Annotated in this window: 19 protein-coding genes and 1 pseudogene; 10 read left to right on the top strand and 10 right to left on the bottom strand. The window is 71.4% G+C overall.

Features of this window, described 5'->3' with window-relative positions; all coding sequences use genetic code 11:
- The first annotated feature begins 67 nt into the window (after window positions 1-67).
- A complete protein-coding gene (locus tag QRD43_RS22450) occupies window positions 68-811 on the top strand; it encodes a helix-turn-helix transcriptional regulator (RefSeq protein WP_285984755.1) in 744 nt (247 codons plus the stop codon).
- A gap of 368 nt (window positions 812-1179) precedes the next feature.
- Here the strand turns inward: QRD43_RS22450 and QRD43_RS22455 are convergent, their stop codons facing one another.
- The 8 genes from QRD43_RS22455 to QRD43_RS22490 form a co-directional block, all read right to left on the bottom strand.
- Window positions 1180-1536 (bottom strand): copper-binding protein, encoded by a 357-nt coding sequence (locus QRD43_RS22455; protein ID WP_285984756.1) that lies wholly within the window; start codon window positions 1534-1536, stop codon window positions 1180-1182.
- A gap of 11 nt (window positions 1537-1547) precedes the next feature.
- Window positions 1548-2066: a DUF411 domain-containing protein gene (locus tag QRD43_RS22460; protein WP_285984757.1), complete on the bottom strand. Its 519-nt coding sequence runs from the start codon at window positions 2064-2066 to the stop codon at window positions 1548-1550.
- On the bottom strand, window positions 2047-2550 hold the full coding sequence (locus QRD43_RS22465; RefSeq protein ID WP_285984758.1) for a cupredoxin domain-containing protein: 504 nt from the start codon (window positions 2548-2550) through the stop codon (window positions 2047-2049). The genes QRD43_RS22460 and QRD43_RS22465 overlap by 20 nt, the downstream gene beginning before the upstream one ends.
- A 174-nt stretch (window positions 2551-2724) precedes the next feature.
- Entirely contained in the window at window positions 2725-3141 is a 417-nt protein-coding gene (locus tag QRD43_RS22470; RefSeq protein ID WP_285984759.1) for a hypothetical protein, read from the bottom strand.
- A 101-nt stretch (window positions 3142-3242) separates the two neighbouring features.
- Window positions 3243-3467 (bottom strand): hypothetical protein, encoded by a 225-nt coding sequence (locus QRD43_RS22475; RefSeq protein WP_285984760.1) that lies wholly within the window; start codon window positions 3465-3467, stop codon window positions 3243-3245.
- A gap of 163 nt (window positions 3468-3630) precedes the next feature.
- Entirely contained in the window at window positions 3631-5040 is a 1410-nt protein-coding gene (locus QRD43_RS22480; protein ID WP_285984761.1) for a sensor histidine kinase, read from the bottom strand.
- A complete protein-coding gene (locus QRD43_RS22485; RefSeq protein WP_285984762.1) occupies window positions 5037-5699 on the bottom strand; it encodes a response regulator in 663 nt (220 codons plus the stop codon). The genes QRD43_RS22480 and QRD43_RS22485 overlap by 4 nt, the downstream gene beginning before the upstream one ends.
- Window positions 5696-6091 carry a PepSY domain-containing protein gene (locus tag QRD43_RS22490; protein WP_285984763.1) on the bottom strand — a complete coding sequence of 132 codons (396 nt, stop codon included), beginning with the start codon at window positions 6089-6091 and terminating at the stop codon, window positions 5696-5698. The genes QRD43_RS22485 and QRD43_RS22490 overlap by 4 nt, the downstream gene beginning before the upstream one ends.
- 107 nt (window positions 6092-6198) lie before the next feature.
- On the opposite strand from QRD43_RS22490, the gene QRD43_RS22495 reads away from it, so the two are divergent.
- From QRD43_RS22495 to QRD43_RS22505, 3 genes are read left to right on the top strand one after another with little or no spacing between them, the layout of a single operon-like run.
- On the top strand, window positions 6199-6612 hold the full coding sequence (locus QRD43_RS22495; RefSeq protein ID WP_285984764.1) for a DUF1924 domain-containing protein: 414 nt from the start codon (window positions 6199-6201) through the stop codon (window positions 6610-6612).
- 14 nt (window positions 6613-6626) lie between these two features.
- Window positions 6627-7157 carry a diheme cytochrome c gene (locus tag QRD43_RS22500; RefSeq protein ID WP_285984765.1) on the top strand — a complete coding sequence of 177 codons (531 nt, stop codon included), beginning with the start codon at window positions 6627-6629 and terminating at the stop codon, window positions 7155-7157.
- Window positions 7158-7179: 22 nt separating this feature from the next.
- Window positions 7180-7992 carry a cytochrome b/b6 domain-containing protein gene (locus QRD43_RS22505; protein ID WP_285984766.1) on the top strand — a complete coding sequence of 271 codons (813 nt, stop codon included), beginning with the start codon at window positions 7180-7182 and terminating at the stop codon, window positions 7990-7992.
- Here the strand turns inward: QRD43_RS22505 and QRD43_RS22510 are convergent.
- Window positions 7974-10535, bottom strand: coding sequence for a cation-translocating P-type ATPase (locus QRD43_RS22510; protein WP_285984767.1), 2562 nt, complete (start codon window positions 10533-10535; stop codon window positions 7974-7976). The genes QRD43_RS22505 and QRD43_RS22510 overlap by 19 nt on opposite strands.
- Before the next feature lie 423 nt (window positions 10536-10958).
- On the opposite strand from QRD43_RS22510, the gene QRD43_RS22515 reads away from it, so the two are divergent.
- The 6 genes from QRD43_RS22515 (at window position 10959) to QRD43_RS22540 (ending at window position 17257) form a co-directional block, all read left to right on the top strand.
- Entirely contained in the window at window positions 10959-13157 is a 2199-nt protein-coding gene (locus QRD43_RS22515; RefSeq protein ID WP_285984768.1) for a TonB-dependent hemoglobin/transferrin/lactoferrin family receptor, read from the top strand.
- 80 nt (window positions 13158-13237) lie between these two features.
- On the top strand, window positions 13238-13921 hold the full coding sequence (locus tag QRD43_RS22520) for an energy transducer TonB (RefSeq protein WP_285984769.1): 684 nt from the start codon (window positions 13238-13240) through the stop codon (window positions 13919-13921).
- An 84-nt stretch (window positions 13922-14005) separates the two neighbouring features.
- On the top strand, window positions 14006-14800 hold the full coding sequence (locus QRD43_RS22525; protein ID WP_285984770.1) for a DUF4198 domain-containing protein: 795 nt from the start codon (window positions 14006-14008) through the stop codon (window positions 14798-14800).
- A 10-nt stretch (window positions 14801-14810) separates the two neighbouring features.
- Window positions 14811-15296, top strand: coding sequence for an EF-hand domain-containing protein (locus QRD43_RS22530; RefSeq protein WP_285984771.1), 486 nt, complete (start codon window positions 14811-14813; stop codon window positions 15294-15296).
- 157 nt (window positions 15297-15453) lie between these two features.
- Window positions 15454-16395 (top strand): glutaminase, encoded by a 942-nt coding sequence (locus QRD43_RS22535; protein ID WP_285984772.1) that lies wholly within the window; start codon window positions 15454-15456, stop codon window positions 16393-16395.
- 73 nt (window positions 16396-16468) lie between these two features.
- Window positions 16469-17257 (top strand): spermine/spermidine synthase domain-containing protein, encoded by a 789-nt coding sequence (locus tag QRD43_RS22540; RefSeq protein WP_285984773.1) that lies wholly within the window; start codon window positions 16469-16471, stop codon window positions 17255-17257.
- Window positions 17258-17371: 114 nt separating this feature from the next.
- Here QRD43_RS22540 and QRD43_RS22545 read toward each other — a convergent pair.
- Window positions 17372-17494 (bottom strand): annotated as a pseudogene (locus QRD43_RS22545) (branched-chain amino acid ABC transporter substrate-binding protein); the annotation flags it as partial.

Below are 17494 nucleotides of genomic sequence, written 5' to 3' on the forward strand. Positions count from 1 at the left end.
TACCTAGATTTTGCAGTGGCCCTGTATCAAGGCCGCACATCCATAAGAGGCAGGTACGAGGCGGATCATGGGAGACGAGCAGGACAAGGCGTGGGCTGCGCTGGCGCAGCAACTGGTCAGCACCGAGCTGGCCCCGCTGGACATCGACTGCTTCGCCGCAGGCCTCTCGAACAAGAGTCAGGACGCCGTACGGATCGAGGAGATCCTGTTCTTGAGTGGCGAGATTCACGAGGAGCCGAAGACGCTCCAGAGCCACTGTGCGTCCCTGATCGCCATCTGGAGCGCCATGCAGACGCCGACGCTGATCGATCTGGGCCATTGCGGATGCGTTGGCCGAAAAATGCTTCTCATGGAGCCCCGCCACGGACGGCGGTTCGCCATTCATGCCAGCCCCATCGACCACGATCGCCTGCTCTTCGTCGTCTTCAGTGCCACGAAGCCGTGGGCCGACGCTGAATTCGTGAAGCGCCTGGCCAAGGAATTCGTGGCCACCGCCCAATCGATCTGGGACGACCTTCCCGCTGCGAAGCCCCCGGCCGCATCGGTGGATGCTGCGACCCAGGACCTGGACTGGTACCAGTTCACCTCACGCGAGCTGGAGATTCTCAAGCTCGTGGCTGACGGCTTGAGCAACAAGCAGATTGCCAAGCAGCTGGGCTCCAGTCCCAACACGGTCCGCAACCAGATTCACGCGGTCTTTCGCAAGACGGGTGTTTCGAATCGCACCGAATTGGCAATGAAGACCCTCACGACAAGCGCGGAGGCCCCGAGTCGCAGCTCAGATCGCGTGCCGGCGGTGAAAGCGGGCTGAGCCCGTGCCTCGCTGGCATTCGCGCAATTGCTGAGCGTCCCGGATCGCCGGATGTCGTTCAGACCAGCGCAGGTGTCGTGCCTCAACGCGGCAGCCCGGTGCAGGCCGGTTTCCGGGGACGGTCACTCGAGCGGAGGGACCGCTGCGCCCCGCTTCACCGACCAGCCTGCGGGTGAGCCCGCGCCCGCGCACGAGCTCGGCGCCGCGATGTTCGAGCGGCTCGGCGGATGGCGGGTCCGCCGCCACCGGCCGCGTGCTCACGCGAGGGAGCCAGGCTCCGCACCGTGGAGCGCCAGCGCGCTGGCGGCACTGCCGGGCTGACCGGGGCCGCGACGATGCGACAACCGGTCCGCCTGGCACCCGCCGCTTCAGCCCCCTGCCGGCTGCAGATCGGTCACGACAAGGCCCGTCGGGCCCCGCTCGACCCTGAAGCGGACCTTGTCACCCACCTTCACCTGCTCGAGCATCGCCGGATCCCGGACCTGGAACACCATGGTCATGCCCGGCATCTGCAGGTGCTTGATCTCGCCGTGGCGCAGGGTGAGCTTGCGCTGGTCCTTGTCGATCTTGCGGATCTCGCCCTCCGTCAGCTCCACGGCGGGCACCGGCGACGAGGCCCCGGCGCCCGGCGTCTGAGCGGGCATCTTCGCTTGGCCCTGGGCCGCGCCCGCGAGGGCACCAAGGGTGAGCGCGGCCAGGGATGCCGCGGTCTTGAATGTTTGCATGCGTTCCTCCTTCAACGGTAGCTTTGATAGACGCGGGCACTGCCATCGGGGGCGATCAGCAGCACGTCGTACGGGTCCTTGCGTGGGTACTCGGGGCCGTCCATCCCCGGCGATCCCAGCGGCATGGCCGGCACGGCAAGGCCAATGGCCTTCGGCCGTTCGCGCAACAGGCGCAGGATCTCCCGCGCGGGCACATGGCCTTCGATGGCATAGCCGCCGACCCACGCCGTGTGGCAGGAGCCGTAGCGCAGATCGATGCCCAGGCGCTGGCGGGCCTCGGTGTTGCCGCTGTCGTGGACGGCCGCCACCCGGAAGCCCTGGGTCTCCAGGTGGCGGATCCAGTCCTTGCAGCAGCCGCAGGCCGGGCCCTTCCAGATCTGGATCTGCGGACCTGGGGCGGCCGGCGTGGCCGGCGCACTGCGGGCGATGCGTGGAAGGCCCAGCGTGGCGGCCAGCGCCCATGCGGCACCACCGGACAGGATCTGCCGCCGGGACCGTCCGGCGCGGGGCTCAATGCGAGTGATCGGCATGGTCATCCTTTGCGGCCTTCGCCGGCTTGCCGGCTACATGGAAGGCGCCTTTCATCCCGGCATCGAAGTGGCCCGGTTGCAGGCAGGCGAACTCGATCCTGCCGGCCCGGGTGAACTGCCACACCAGTTCGCCGGTCTGGCCAGGCGCCACACTGACCAGGTTCTCGTCGGCGTGCACCATGCCCGGGTGCTGCTTCATCTGCATCTCGTGGGCCTTGAGGTCCTGGGCCGAGCCGATCACCAGCTCGTGCGGCAGCCGGCCGGAATTCGTCACGACGAGGCGGACGGTCTCGCCCTGCTTCACGTCGATGCTCGACGGCGTGAAGCGCATGGCGTCGCTCATGTCGACCTGCACGCGGCGGGTGGCCTGGGCCGCGACACCGGGCTTGCCGACGTCGGCCGCGTGATTGCCGCTGGCGTGCGCGGCGCTGGCGAGCGTCGCCAACACCAGCGCGGGGAGGAAGGGAAGGGATCTGGATTTCATGGGGCGTTCCTTCGGGGGTCCGAGTGGAAGTCGCGGCGCCCGCGGGCGGGAGCGTCGTCTCACGACGCATGCAGGCGCGGCGCGTGGCATCAGTCAGGCGTCTCAGGCGACGGGTGCCGGCTTCCCGCAGGAAGCCCTGGCGGCCGGCGCAGGCGTGCGCCAAGGCCGGACCCGTCAGCGCGTGGCGCTTCGAGGCGGCCGTTCCAGCCCGCTCACCATGACGCGATCGCGGATGACAGGCACGGTCGGGACCTCCAGCCGGCCGGGCGGCACGAGCGGGATGCTCACCAGGCCGCCCATGATCGCCAGAGCCCCGCAGCAGGAGGCGCCAGCACTGCAGTGGCAGGCCTGCGAGCCATGATCCTGGGCGGCGGAGTCACCCAGGGGGCAGCGCGCGCTGATGCCGGCCGCGCCGTGGCAGTCCGCCTCGGCGGTGGCAGCCGCGGCCTGAGCGGCCCGCTCCAGCTGAGCCGCGATGGCGCTGCCGACAGGGATCGCCGGCACGCAGGGCATGGCCTGCGCGGCGTAGCCCTGGAGGGGCAGCGCCATGGCCAGGCACCAGGCCCACACGATCCGCAGGAACTTGCTCATGGTCGGGAGTGTAGAGGAGGACGCCCGACTCGCCGGGCCGCCCGCCTGCCTCGAAGGAGGACCGCCAACCGGAGCCAAGGCTTCACGGCGGCTCGCTTACATCAGCCCAGCCGGCGGAAGGCCAGATGCGTGATCAAGGGCTCCCCCTGGACCTGCTGCACCTGCCGCGCCAGCACCTCGACCTTGCCGGACTTCGCCAGGGCGCAGATGTCCTCGGCGACGTCGTCATAGACCCAGGGCAGCTCCAGGGCGGTGCCGCAACGGGGCAGCTCGACTCGCTCGCCGATCATCGATGCCAGAAAGAGTTGCTGGGAAATGGTGCCCATGCCGATGACCTCCACACGCGTCCTCACGTGACGCCATGGTGAGGCGGCGGTGCGGCGCCGGCAAGCGGCGACTCGCGCTCTGCTGATGCAGGGCAAAGGAAGTGCGCAAGGGCCGGGTCGCGGGCGCGCTTCGCCCGCCCGGGGGCCGGCGACCGCATGACGTTCAGGCCGCCGGCAGCACCAGCGTGGCCTGCAGCCCGCCCAGCGCGCTGCTGCCCAGCGCCAACGAGCCGCCGTACAGCGCGGCCAGCTCCTGCACGATGGCCAGGCCCAGGCCGCTGCCCGGCGTGGATTCATCGAGTCGTGCGCCGCGCCGCAGCGCCTCGGCCTGACGGTCCGCGGGGATGCCCGGCCCGTCGTCATCCACCGTCACCCGCAGCTGCCGCCCCGCCCGGACCGCGTGAACGACGACCCGCTGCCGAGCAGCCTTGCAGGCGTTGTCCAGGAGGTTGCCCAGCATCTCCTGCAGATCCTGGGCCTCGCCGGCGAAGACGAGGTCAGCGTCGGCCTCAACCGTCATGGAGACGCCGCGGGCGGCATGCACGCGCTGCATGACCCGGACCAGCCCCTCCACCCCGGAGCGCAGCGGCGCCTGCAGCCCCACGATGCCGACCGCCGCCGCCGCACGGGACCGCGCCAGATGCCAGTCGATGTGCCGCCGCGCCAGCTGCACCTGCTCGCTCACCAGCGGCGCCAGAGTCTGCACGGCCTGGTTTGCGGACGGCGACGAGGCCTGCGCCGCCGCAGCGCCCTGGGCCATGACCGTGAGCGGCGTCTTGAGCGCATGAGCCAGGTTGCCGGCCTGGGCCCGCGCGCGCTCCAGCATCGCGGCCTGGCGGTCCAGCACGCCGTTGAGGTCGTCGACCAGGGGCTGGACCTCCTCCGGCCAGCGGCCGTCGAGGTGTCGGGTCCGACCGTCGCGCAGCGCGGCCAGCGCCTCGCGCAGCCGTCCCAGAGGCGCCAGCCCGACAGCGACCTGCAGGAGCGCGCCGGTCACGAGCAGCAGAAGCAGGCCCAGCAAGGCCGCGCCGAGTGCCCGGTTGAAGCGCTCGGCCGCCTGCACGAGCGGGGCCGTCTCGGCCGCCACCATCACGCGCCAGGGCACCGGCGCGCTGTCCAGGCGCAGGCGTCTCTCGATGAGCAACAGCGGCACCTCGCCCGGCCCGCTCACCTCATGCACATGCAGTTCGCCATCGCCCGGCAGGTCCTGCGGCGCCGTCAGCTGCTCATCCCACAAGGAGCGGGAGCGCAGCAGGCCCGCCTGCCCGCCGAGGCCGCCGGCATCGACCTGCCAGTAGAGCCCGGACCGCGGACGCGTCCAGCGCGGATCCGACAGCGAGCCAGCGTCGAGCACCGGGCGGCCCTGCGCGTCCACCTCCAGATGCGCCAGGATCTGGTCCAGCTCGGCACTCTGGCGCTCGATGAACTGCTGCCGCACGTGGTCACGGAAGATCGCCGAGAGCATGACGCCCGCCGCCACCAGCGTCAGCCCCGCCGTCACGAGCGTGAGCAGCAGCAGCCGCTGCTTCAGCGAGCGCAGCGATGTCAGCACGGGAGCGACGGGGCGGCTCATGGCGCGGCGACCAGGCGATAGCCCAGGCCGCGGACGGTCTCGATCAGGTCCGCGCCCAGCTTGCGGCGCAGGCGCGCCACGAAGACCTCGACGGTGTTGGAGTCGCGGTCGAAGTCCTGGGCGTACAGGTGCTCGATCAACGCCGTGCGGGACACCACCTCGCCGGCCCGGTGCATCAGGTAGGCCAGCAGGCGGTACTCATGGGCGGTGAGGCTCACCGTCACGCCGCCCTGCGTGACGGTGCCGCTGCGCGTGTCCAGCGTGAGCGCCCCATGCTGCAGCAGCGGCGAGGCCAGCCCGTGGGCGCGGCGCACGAGCGCGCGCAGACGCGCCAGCAGCTCCTCGGTATGGAAGGGTTTGGCCAGGTAGTCGTCCGCCCCGGCGTCAATGCCGGCGACCTTGTCGTGCCAGCTGTCGCGCGCCGTGAGGATGAGCACCGGCATGACCTGCCCCCCGCTGCGCCAGCGCTGCAGCACGGTGAGCCCGTCCATCACCGGCAGCCCCAGGTCCAGCACGACGGCGTCGTAGGGCTCCGTGACGCCCAGGTGCAGCGCGGTCTGCCCATCGGCAGCCTGGTCCACCGCATAGCCGGCCTGGTCCAGCACCCGCGCCAGCTGGGTGCGCAGCAGGGGGTCATCCTCGACGAGCAGCACTCTCATGGCTGCTGCCCCGGGGTGGAGGCCGGCAGCCGACCCGCCGGGCCCGTGCGGGCGCGGCTGCGCAGGACCTCCGCCGTCTTGGCGTCCACATCCAGACGCAGCAGGCGCCCGCCGGTCTGCAGCAACTTGAGCTCATAGATCCAGCGTCCGTCCTCGCGTTCGAGTTCCACGGCCAGGACCTCGCCCGGATAGCGCGGCTGGACGCGGGCCAGCACCTGCTGCAGAGACAGGATCTCGCCGGCCTGCAGCGCCGCCCGAGCGCGGTCGTGATCCCGACCGTGGTCCCGATGCTCGTCCGCCCGCGCCAGCGGCACGGCGCCCGCCAGCAAGGCGGTCGACAGGGCCAGGGCAGCCACGGCGCCATGGGGGGAGGTGAACACAGGCGAGTTCATGAGGTGAGTATCCCGCGCCGAGTCTGAACGCCAGATGAACGGCAGGTTCAGGCGCGGTTCAAGGGCGCTTCTCGATCATGAGCCCATTCCTTCACGAGGTGCCTCCCATGCGATCGTTGCTCCCCGCCCTGCCCCTGCGCCTTCGGCTGGCTCCCCTCTTCCTGGCGGCCACCCTGTGGACCCCGGCGCAAGCCACCACGCCCGCTGACTTGCAGCGCGGCTACGAGGCCAGGGCCGACGCGCCCGGGCAGGCCGAACGGGGCCAGGCCTTCTTCACCCGGTCGCACGGCGGCGAGTGGTCCTGCGCGTCCTGCCATGGCGAGAGGCCCACCGGCGCGGGACGCCATGCGGTCACCGGCAAGGCCCTGGATCCCTTGGCCCCCGCCTTCAACCCCCGCGCCTTCACAGACGAGCGCCGCGTCGAGAAGTGGCTCCGCCGGAACTGCCAGGACGTGGCACGGCGCGAGTGCACCCCCGCCGAGAAGGCCGACGTCCTGGCCTGGCTGCAAACGCTGCGCTGAACCCAGGAGCCCCCATGCCCCCCTCGATCATGCCCTTCCCCATCCGCCTGCGCCGACTGGTCTGTGCCCTCCTCGCCAGCGTGGCGAGCGTGGCAGGACCTGCCCGGGCCGACGAACAGGGCCCTCGGCAACGCCTGCCGCTGCCCGCCGTCTATGTGCGTGAATGCGCTGCCTGCCATCTGGCCTACCCCCCTGGCCTGCTGCCGGCGGCGTCCTGGCAACGCCTCATGGGCGGCCTCGACCGGCACTTCGGCACGGACGCCACGCTCGATGCGCAAGACCTGACCCTCATCAGCCGCTGGCTGCAGGACCACGCGGACACGCGCCGCGGCGCGCTCCCTCCGGAGGACCGCATCACCCGCAGCCCCTGGTTCGAGCGCAAGCACCGCCACATCGAGGCAGCCACCTGGCGCCTGCCGAGCGTCCGCACCGCCGCGAACTGCGCCGCCTGCCATGCAGGCGCCGCGCAGGGGCGCTACGACGAACACGACCTGCGCATGCCGGCCGGGCTGAGCCCGCGTCAGCGTGCGGCCTGGGACGACTGACATCCACGACATGGAGCAAGCCATGAACCACTCTGCCAGCCCTTCGACCCCCCATTCACCGCAGACGGCCCATTCGCCCCGCGCGGCCGGCCGCCGCGGGCGTCTGATGATCGATGCCCCGACCCGCGCCTTCCACTGGCTTTTCGCGCTGAGCTTTGCCGGAGCCTGGCTCACGGCCGAGTCCGAGCGCTGGCGCGATGTGCACGTGACCCTGGGCTATGCCTTCGGCGGCCTGCTGCTGTTCCGCGTCGTCTACGGGCTGTTCGGGCCGCGTCAGGCCCGCCTGTCGATGCTGTGGCACCGGGTGTCCGGGCTCGGCGACTGGCTGCGCGGCGCACTCGCCGGGCGCACCGATCTCTCCCGGCTCACCACGCTCGGCATGGGGCTGGCCATGCTGCTGCTGATCGTCTTGGCCGCGCCGCTGGTGCTCTCGGGCTACGCCGGACACATCGACTGGCTGGGCCAGGAAGACGCGCTCGAGGAGGTCCACGAGTTCTTCGCGAACACCGCCCTCGCCCTCGTGATGGCGCACCTCGCGCTGATGGCGCTGCTCTCGGTGATGCGACGTCGCAACCTGGCCCAGCCGATGGTGACGGGACGCGCCGAGGGGCCGGGCCCGGACCTCGTCAAGGCCAACCGGGCCTGGCTCGCGGCCGCGCTCGTGACGGCCTGGATCGGTTTCATGGCGTGGCAGACCCAGCCGGGCCCCACCCCCTCGCCGTCGACCGGCATCGGCTGGCAGAGCGACGGCCTGCGGGAAGGCAGCCGGCATGGCGGGCCTCATGGCGGCCCTGCCCATGGCCGCCCGCATCGCGCTCACGACGATGACGACTGAGCCGGCACAGCCCGCGGTGCAGGCGCGTGGCGCGACACCCGCCACGCGCACCAGGCCCAGGCGCCCAGGGCCAGCGCAGCACACAGGGCCAGCGATGCGCCGGGCAGCGGCACGAGCTTGAAGAGCGTCGCCACGGGGGGCACCGTCAGCACCAGCGCCAGCAAGGCCAGCGTGCCGCCCGCGATCCAACGAAAGGCGACGTTGCGCGGGCGCGCGGCGCCAGGCCCCGATGTCCACGACAGATTCGCCTGGATCAGGGCCAGATTGCCCAGCACCAGCACCACGAAGGCGCCGGTCCGACCCACCTCGGGCGCGTCGGGCGTCGCGCTCCACGCGGGCACCAGCAGGTAGGCGGCCAGCACGGCCAGCAGCAGGCCGACACCCTGGGCCAGCCCCAGCCGGACGAGCGCCCCGTCGAACAGGCGCGCATCCGGCCGGCGCGGCGGCTGCCGCATGGCGTCGGGCTCCAGCGCTTCGGCCTCGAAGACGATGGAACAGGCCGGATCGATGACCAGCTGCAGAAACAGGACATGCGCCGGCATCAGCACCAGCGGCCAGCCCGTCAGCAGCGGCAGCAGCGCGAGCCCGATGATGGGCAGGTGCACCGCGAGCACGAAGGTGATCGCCTTGCGCAGATTGGCGAACACGCGGCGGCCATAGCGGATGGTCGTGACGAGCGCACCGAAGTCGTCGTCGAGCAGCACGAGGTCCGCCGCCTCGCGGGCCACGTCGGTGCCCCGCCCGCCCATGGCGATCCCGATGTGCGCGGCCTTCAGCGCCGGGGCGTCGTTGACGCCGTCGCCGGTCATGGCCACCACCTCGCCCCGCGCCTTGAAGGCCTGCACCAGGCGCAGCTTCTGCTCCGGCCGGACCCGGCAGAACACCTGCGTGTGGCTCAGCCGCTGAGCCAGGGCCGCATCGTCCAGGGCGTCCAGCTCCGGGCCCGTCAGGATGCCCCCCGCCAGGTCGAGGCCGGCCTGGCGGGCGATGGCCAGCGCCGTGGCGGGATGGTCGCCCGTGATCATGGCCACACGGATGCCGGCGCCCAGGCACTCCGCGATGGCGGCGGGCACGTCCGCACGGACCGGGTCCTCCAGCGCGAGGAGGCCGACGAACTCGAAGTCGAAGTCGTGTTGCAGCGGCGGCAGCGGCTCGGACGCGAACACCGCGCGCGCCACACCCAGGACGCGCAGACCGTCCGCGGCCAGCGCGCCGACCTGCGCCTGGATCACGTCGCGACGGTCGACGGGCAGATGGCACAGGTCGATGACCGCCTCCGGCGCGCCCTTGGCCGCCACCAGCAGCGCACGGCTGTCCGGTGAGCGCCAGACCCGGGACATCGCCAGCAGCTCGCGCGACAGGGGATAGTCGGACACCAGCGTCCAGTCCGCATGCAGGTGCTCCGAGCCTTGCAGCCAGTGCTGGCCGGCCGCGCCGATGGCCGATTCCATTGGGTCAAACGCCCGCCGGTGGCTGGACAGCACGGCGTATTCCAGCACGGGATGGAAGGCATGCGCCATGGCCTTGGGGTCCTCGCCGGCCAGCGTGAAGCCGCACCCGTCCGCCCAGAGCTGGCGCACCGCCATCTGGTTGCGCGTCAGCGTGCCCGTCTTGTCCACGCACAGCAGCGTGGTCGCGCCGAGCAGTTCGACCGCCGGGATGCGCCGCGTCAGCACCCGCTCGCGGGACAGCCGCCAGGCCCCGAGGCCCAGGAAGAGGGTCAGCACCACCGGCAGCTCCTCCGGCAGGATGGCCATGGCCAGCGTCAGGCCGGCCAGCAGCCCGGTAAGCCAGTCGCCGCGGCTGAGGGCCCAGCCGACGGCCAGGACCAGCGCCAGCGCCGCGCCCATCAGCGCGACCCGGCGCACCACCTGCGCCGTCTCCCGCTGGATGGGCGTCTCGTCCATGGCGATGCCGCCCAGCGAAGCGCCGATGCGGCCGAGCGCGCTGCGCGGGCCCGTCGCCACCACCCGACCCCGCCCGGTGCCCTGCGTCACCAGGGAACCCGAGAAGCACCGGCTGGAGGCGTCCTCCGCCACCTCCCCCCTCCCTGGATCGCAGGCCTCCTTGAGCACAGGCAGCGATTCGCCCGTCAGCAGCGATTCGTCCACGGTCAGGTAGCTGGCCTCCTCCAGCACGAGGTCCGCCGGCACGCGGTCGCCTTCGGCCAGGAGCACGCAGTCCCCCACGACCAGCGTCTTGCCCGGCACGCGGACCGCCAGGCCATCGCGCAGGACGAGCGCACGCGGGCTCGAGAGGTCCCGCAGCGCGTCCAGTGCCGCCTGGCTGCGCCGCTTCTGCACGAAGGTCATCATGATGACCATGAGCACGAAGCCCAGCAGCATCGACGCCTCCTGGCGGTCGCCGAGCGCCAGGTAGATGCCTCCGCAGGCCACGAGCAGCAGGAACATGGGTTCCGCCACGACATCAAGGAGCAGGCGCAGCGCCCCTTCGCGGCCGGCAGCCGGCAGCTCGTTGGGGCCGTCGCGCACAAGACGCGCCGCGGCCTCCTGGGCGCTCAGCCCGGCATGCGGCGGCGTCATGAGGGGCAATCCTGGGAAGGGAGCGTCATCCGGGGCATGGCGGCGAGTCGTACGACGGGCGGTGCACCGCGTCGTGCAGGAGGCGTGGCTGGCGGCGAGGCAGCGGGAATGGCAGGCCTGCCGCAAGCGTACCGCAGCCTCACGGCACTTCGTCTTGATGCCGTCGCTTGACGGATTCATTCAGCAACGCCCATCAACGTCCGGCATCCGCACGCCCGCAATCAAGTTAATGCGAATCATCCGCATTTGTGGCATGATGAGACCCTCTGATGGGAGCAAGACCGCTGTCCTGAACGGCCGCGCCGCTCGGGCGCCAGGTCCCGGGGCGTCAGCCGCCCGTTTCCTGTCTCCCGCTACCTCCATTCAATCGCACAAGCCAGCTTGCCGCGCCAGCCCGTGCCGCCTTTTCAGAAGGACCCGCACATGCTGCTGCGCAAGACTCCGGTCGCGCTGGCGCTCGCCGCCATTTTCTCGTCCACGGCCCTTGCCGACCCGGGACCTGCGCCCTCCGCGCCCGCCTCCGCCGACACCCAGCCGCTGGGCGAACTCACCATCAGCGCGACGCGGACGGCACGCAGCACGGACGCCGTGCCCAACACCGTCACCGTCCACGACCGCAAGCGCCTCCAGCAGCGCGACGCCCGGGACCTCAAGGACCTGCTCGAGCAGGACGTCGACATCGCCGTCCGGGCCAGCACCCCGCGCTTCACGGCCGCCGGGGCATCGACAGGCCGCGCTGGCAACGAGGGCATCAACATCCGCGGGCTCGAAGGCAACCAGGTGCTGATGAGCCTGGACGGCATCCGCCTGCCCCAGAGCTTCAGCTTCGGCGCCTTCGCCAGTGGTCGCGTCGACTACCTCGACACCGAGTTGCTGGCGGGTGCAGAGGTGCTGCGCGGCCCGGCCTCCACGCAGTTCGGCAGCGACGGCCTGGGCGGCGCACTCCTGCTGCGCACGCTGAGCGCGGAGGACCTCCTCTCGGGCAGTCGGCGTCAGGCGGGCTTCGTCTCGGCCAGTGCGGCCACCGCCGATCGGTCGACCAAGCTCAGCGCGGGCGGCGCGACCGCCTTCGGCCCCTGGACGGTCCTGCTGGCCGGCGTCGCGCGCGAAGGTCACGGCCTCAAGACGCGGGGCAGCGACGAGTCCCCCAATGCCTCTCGCACGGCCGTCAACCCGAGCGACGTGAAGTCCCGCAGCGTGCTGGGAAAGCTGGGGTTCCAGCTCAGCGCCCGCCATGCGCTGCTGGCCACCCTGGAGACCCGGCGCCGCAGCACCGACACGAACGTGCTCAGCGCTGTCGTCCCCATCATCGACGCCAGGACGCCCGCCACCGCCGTGATCGGCCTGCAGGCGCAGGACCGGCTGGACCGCCAGCGGCTGTCCTTCGAGCACCGCTACGAGGACCTGGAGGCGCCCTGGGTGCAGGTGGTCCGCACCCAGGTCTACACGCAGGACAGCAAGACCCGGCAGTTCTCCGCCGAGGACCGCTACCAGGCCGCCGACCGCACCCGAGACGGCCTCTACCGCGAGCAGCTCGTGGGCCTGAGCACCCAGGCGCAGACGCAGCTGCCCGGTCAGCGTCTGAGCTATGGCCTGGAGTTGAGCCGCAACCGAATCACCGCGCTGCGCGACGGCACGGTGCCGCCGGCCGGCGAGACCTTCCCCAACAAGCCCTTCCCGGACACCCGCTACACGCTCGCGGGCGCCTTCGTGCAGGACGAGATCGAGGCGGGCGAGCTCAGCGTCATCCCCGGCCTTCGCCTGGAGCACTACGCGCTGAAGCCGTCCACCGAGGGCTACACCGGCGGTGCCGTGGTGTCGCTGTCCGACCAGGCCGTGACGCCGCGCCTGGGCGTCCTGTGGCGTCTGCAGCCGGCGCTGCAGCCCTATCTTCAATGGTCCCAGGGCTTCCGCGCCCCGACGCCCGACCAGGTGAACAACGGCTTTGCGAATCCGGCCCAGGGCTACCGCAGCATCGGCAATCCGGACCTGCGCCCCGAGCACGCCAACAGCCTGGAGCTGGGCCTGCGCGGCACGCTCGGCCGGGACGTGCGCTGGCAGCTCAGCGCCTACCGCAACCGCTACCGCGACTTCATCAGCCAGGAGATCGTGCAGGGCCAGGGCACGCCGGCGGACCCGCTGGTCTTCCAGTACGTCAACCTGGCGCAGGCCCGCATCCAGGGGCTGGATGCCCGCCTGGCGTGGCAGGCGGCCGAGGGCCTCGCCCTCAGCATCGCGCTGGCCGACACGCGGGGTGACACCACCCGTGCCGGCGTCGAGGCCCCGCTGGACACCGTGCAGCCCGCCCGCTTCACCGCGGCGGCGCGCTGGGAGCGAGGAGCCTGGGACCTGCAAGCGGCGTGGCAGCACGTCGCCGCCAAGAAGGCCTCCCGCACCAGCAACGCGAGCTATTTCCTGCCGCCGGCCCACGACGTCCTCGATCTGGGCGTGAGCTACCGCCTGCGACCGGACCTGCGGCTCGCCGCCTTCGTCAACAACATCGGCCATCGCAAGTACTGGCGCTGGAGCGATGTGCGCGGCATCGCCGCCAACAGCCCCCTCCTCGATGCCTACACGGCACCGGGCCGCCAGTTGCAGGTCTCCCTGCGCGCCGAGATCTGAGCCATGGGCCGCACCCCTCGGACCTCCGCCGTGCGGCGCGCACCACGGTCAGTACCACGGTCGGCCTGGAGGGCGCGCCCGTGAACCGCCCGGGCCTCCTCGCCACCGCCCTGCTGCACGGTCTGGCGCTCTGGGCCTGGCGCGGCCTGGTCGATCCCCACGGCCCGCGGGCGGCGCCACCAGGCCACCCATCCGTGGCGGTCCGCCTGCTGCCGGCCGCCGCATCTCCCCATCGCCAGCACGCGACGATGCCGCCACTGCCCAGGCCGCTGACGCCGCTGCGGATCGAACCGATCGAGGTCGTATCGGATCCGGTGGTGCGTGAGAGAGCCAGCGCCACGAGCGCTCGTCTGCCGCAGGCGGACCACCGCCCGCAGGAGCCGTCCGAGGCGCAGCTGCCCCTGCGGGAGGACCTGGCCCGGTCGGTGCCCGCCCCGTCGCTGTCACCGTCGCCGTCGCCAAGGACAGCCTGGGTCCCGGCCACCCTGCCTCCGGACCACCAGGCCTGCAGGGCGCAGCAAGCCGAGCGCCACTACCCGGCCCTGCTGCGAGACCGCGGCATCGAGGGCCGGGTGGTCGTACGCGTCATGGTCGACGAGGCGGGCCGCGCGGCGGAGGTGCAGGTCCAGTCCGCCAGCGGCTGGCGCCTGCTGGACGAGGCCGCACGGCGGGTCGCGGCGGCCTGCCCTTACCAACCTGCGCGGCAGGGCGAGCAGCGCCTCGCCGTCTGGATCGAGTACCCGATCCGCTTCAGCCTGCACTGACCGAGGCCCTGCCGGAGCCCCGTCGTGATCGTGCGGCCGGCGTCGCCGGGCCGCTTCCTTCCCCACTCACCCACGCCATCTCCCATGAGACTTCCCCGCCTCCACCCCGCCGCCTGGCCCGCGTGGCTCCTGCTGAGCGCTGCCGCCCAGGCGCATTCGCCCTATCTCAAACCCAACACCTTCAGCGCCGAGCCCGAGCGCAAGCACGTCACCGTGGAGGCCTCGTTTGCCGAAGGCGGACTGCGGCCTGACGTGGCGATGAAGTCCGAGTCCTTCCACCTGATCGGTCCCGACGGACGCCGGCAGCCGCTCACGCCCGCCGCCGTGCTGAAGGACGCCAGCTATCTGGAGGTCCCGCTGCTGGCGGAAGGCACCTACCTCGTGTCCTCCGGCGTGCGCAAGGGACGCGTGGCCAAGGCCGTGCTGCGTCAAGGCCAGGTGCACTTCACCGAAGGCCGCGACGAAACGCAGCCCGGGGACCTGCCCATCGAAGTCCAGAGCCTGACGCGCGCCGACGTCTACCTCAGCCGGGGCCGCCCGAGCGCCGTGGACTACAGCACCGAGGGGCTCGAGATCTATCCCGTCACCCCGCCGCAGGACATCTATGCCGGCGAGACCGTCACCGTCCGCGTCCGGGAGAACCGCCAGCCCCTGGCGGGACAGACCCTCACCGTCATCCCGGATGGTCAGCAGTACGCCGCGCACAAGCCGGCCGAGCAGCACTACAGCAGCGATGCCGCCGGCCAGGTGCGCTTCACGCCGGCGTCGGCCGGCCTCTACCTGCTGCAGGTGCGCGTGCGCCAGCCCGCCCCCGGGAATCCGTCCCTCTGGCTGAGCCACACCGCCACGCTCACGCTCGAAGTCCTGCCCCAACCCTGAGCCCATGACCATGAAACATCCCTTGACCCTGACGCTCCTCGGCCTCGCCCTGCTCCCGGCCTGGGCCGCCTCCCATTCGACGGCCCTCTTCATCAGCGAGCAGGACCTCAACGGCGACGGCCAGGTCACGCAGGCAGAACTGAAGCTGGGCCGCGAGGTCGAGTTCACGCGCATCGACTTCAACGCCGACGGCCTGCTGAGCGAAACCGAATACCTCGGCGAGTTCGAAGGCCGCCTGATGCAGCGCGTCGGCAAGATCGTCGATCCGGAGAAGCGGCACGAGGAGTTGCAGCGCCAGATGCGCCAGGCCAAGGTCCGGTTCGGTGTGCTCGACACCGACCGCAGCGGCAGCATCACCCGCGAGGAGTTCCAGGCCGCGGGCCTGCGCATGTTCCAGCTGCACGACCGCAACCACGACGACGTGGTGGACGAGGCCGATGTGCGGTTGGCCGAAGAAGAGCGCAAGGCGGGCAAGGAGAGCTTCGTGGCGCCTTGATCGGCCCCCGGGCGACACCCGGGCGACTCCCGGGGGGCGTGGGCCGGTGAACCGTGCCGCACGCGGCAAGCCTGCGATCACCAGATCGGAAGGATGGGTTGGCGGGCGGACGCCACAGACGGAGCGATCCAGCCCCCGGCGGCGCTAGCATGCCGCCATGAGCCGCACCCCCGCCCCGCCCCGCCCCGACTTCGACGCCGCGCTGCAGGAGATTGCCGCCCGGGTCCAGCCGCTGCTTGGCCAGGGCCAGGTCGCGAGCTACATCCCGGAGCTGGCCGGCGTGCCGCGCGAGCGCTTCGGCATGGCCATCGTGGGCATCGGCGGCGAGGTCTGGGAAGTCGGTCACGCGCGGGAGCGTTTTTCCATCCAGAGCATCTCCAAGCTGTTCGCGCTGCTCAAGGCCCTGCAGCATGAGGGAGACGCCCTGTGGGAGCGCGTGGGCCGGGAGCCATCCGGCACGCCCTTCAACTCGCTGGTGCAACTGGAGCACGAGGGCGGCAAGCCGCGCAATCCCTTCATCAACGCCGGCGCGCTGGCCGTGACCGACGTGCTGTGCACGCGGCACGTGCAGCCCGAGACCGCGCTGGTGGAGTTGCTGCGCAAGCTGGCCGACAACCCGGGCATCGACTACAGCCTGCGGGTGGCGCAGTCGGAGCGCCGGCACAGCGACCGCAATGCCGCGATGGCCCATTTCATGCGCAGCTTCGGCCGGCTGCACAACCCGGTGGACCGCATCCTCGATGCCTACTGCAGCCATTGCGCCATCGAGATGAGCTGCGTCGATCTCGCCCGTTCGATGCTGCTGCTGGCCAATCACGGGGAGTTGCCCTGGAGCGGCGAACGCCTGCTGACGCCCAGCCTGTCGAAGCGGCTCAATGCGCTGATGCTGACCTGCGGCACCTATGACGCGGCCGGCGACTTCGCCTTCCGCGTGGGGCTGCCGGCCAAGAGCGGTGTCGGGGGCGGAATTGTCGCGCTGATCCCCAACCTGTGCGGCATCTGCGTGTGGTCGCCCGGGCTCGACGCCAACGGCAACTCGCTGGCCGGCGTGGCCGCGCTCGAGTGGCTGACGACACTCACGGGGCGCTCGATCTTCTGAACGGCCCACCCCGGCGACAATGGACGCCGTTCCTGCCCGCGAGGGCCATCGCCAGCCGTCCCGTCCCCTGCCCATGCCCCACCACGATTCCTTCTTCCCCCTGGAAGATGCCGACGGCACCCAGCACGTCAAGCCCTACGTCCGCGAGACCCTAGACAGCAAGTCCCTGCACTTCTGCATGGACGAGATCCAGAGCACGATGAACCTCCTGGCACCGCACGCGCTGGCCCTGGCCTACACGCGCACCATGATGGGCGTGCTGCTCTTCAAGCCGCAGCCGGCGACGCTGGCGATGATCGGTCTCGGCGGGGGCTCGCTGGCCAAGTTCTGCCACCGGCAGCTGCCGCGCACCCGCCTCAAGGTCGTGGAAATCAACCCGCATGTGCTGGCGCTGCGGCACGAATTCCAGGTGCCCGAGGACGACGCGCGCTTCCGGGTGGTGCTCGGCGACGGCGCCGAGTTCGTGCGCTTCGCGCCCTATCCGCTGGACGTGCTGATGGTCGATGGCTTCGACTACGACGGCCAGCCACCGGCCCTGTGCTCGCAGCAGTTCTACGACGACTGCCGGGACGCGCTCCAGCCCGGCGGCCTGCTGGTGGTGAACCTGCACACCGGCCACACGGACTTCAGCCTGTACCTGTCCCGCATCGAGCGCAGCTTTGATGGCGAGGTGCTGGCCCTGGGCGACGAGGACTGCAGCAACACCATCGTCTTTGCGAGCAAGGGACCGCTGCCGCAGATCACGGCCGCCGCCCTGCGCTGCCCGCCGGGCTTCGATCCCGCCGCCTGGAAGGACCTGCTGCCGGCGCTGGCGGCCGTCGCCGCGGCGCGCCGGCAGGCTCAGGCATCCCGCCTCGGCTGACCCGGCGCCCCAATGGACACCGCCGCCGCGGCATCAGGCAAGACCTGACCCCAACGGCGGCGGCTCCAACATTTCCGCGTGAGATTGCCGGGTCACTCCCCCGGCGGGGAGACGTCAGCGCACGACCGCGATCTGCTCGCGGGCACCGCCCTTGTAGGTGTACAGCGTCAGGGCGCCGTTCTTGATGTCGCCCTTGCCGTCGAAGCTGATCGTGCCCGTCACGCCCTTGTAGCCTTC

The sequence above is a fragment of the Roseateles subflavus genome (genome assembly GCF_030285365.1).
In the GTDB taxonomy this organism is placed as follows: Bacteria; Pseudomonadota; Gammaproteobacteria; order Burkholderiales; family Burkholderiaceae_C; genus Roseateles_B; species Roseateles_B subflavus.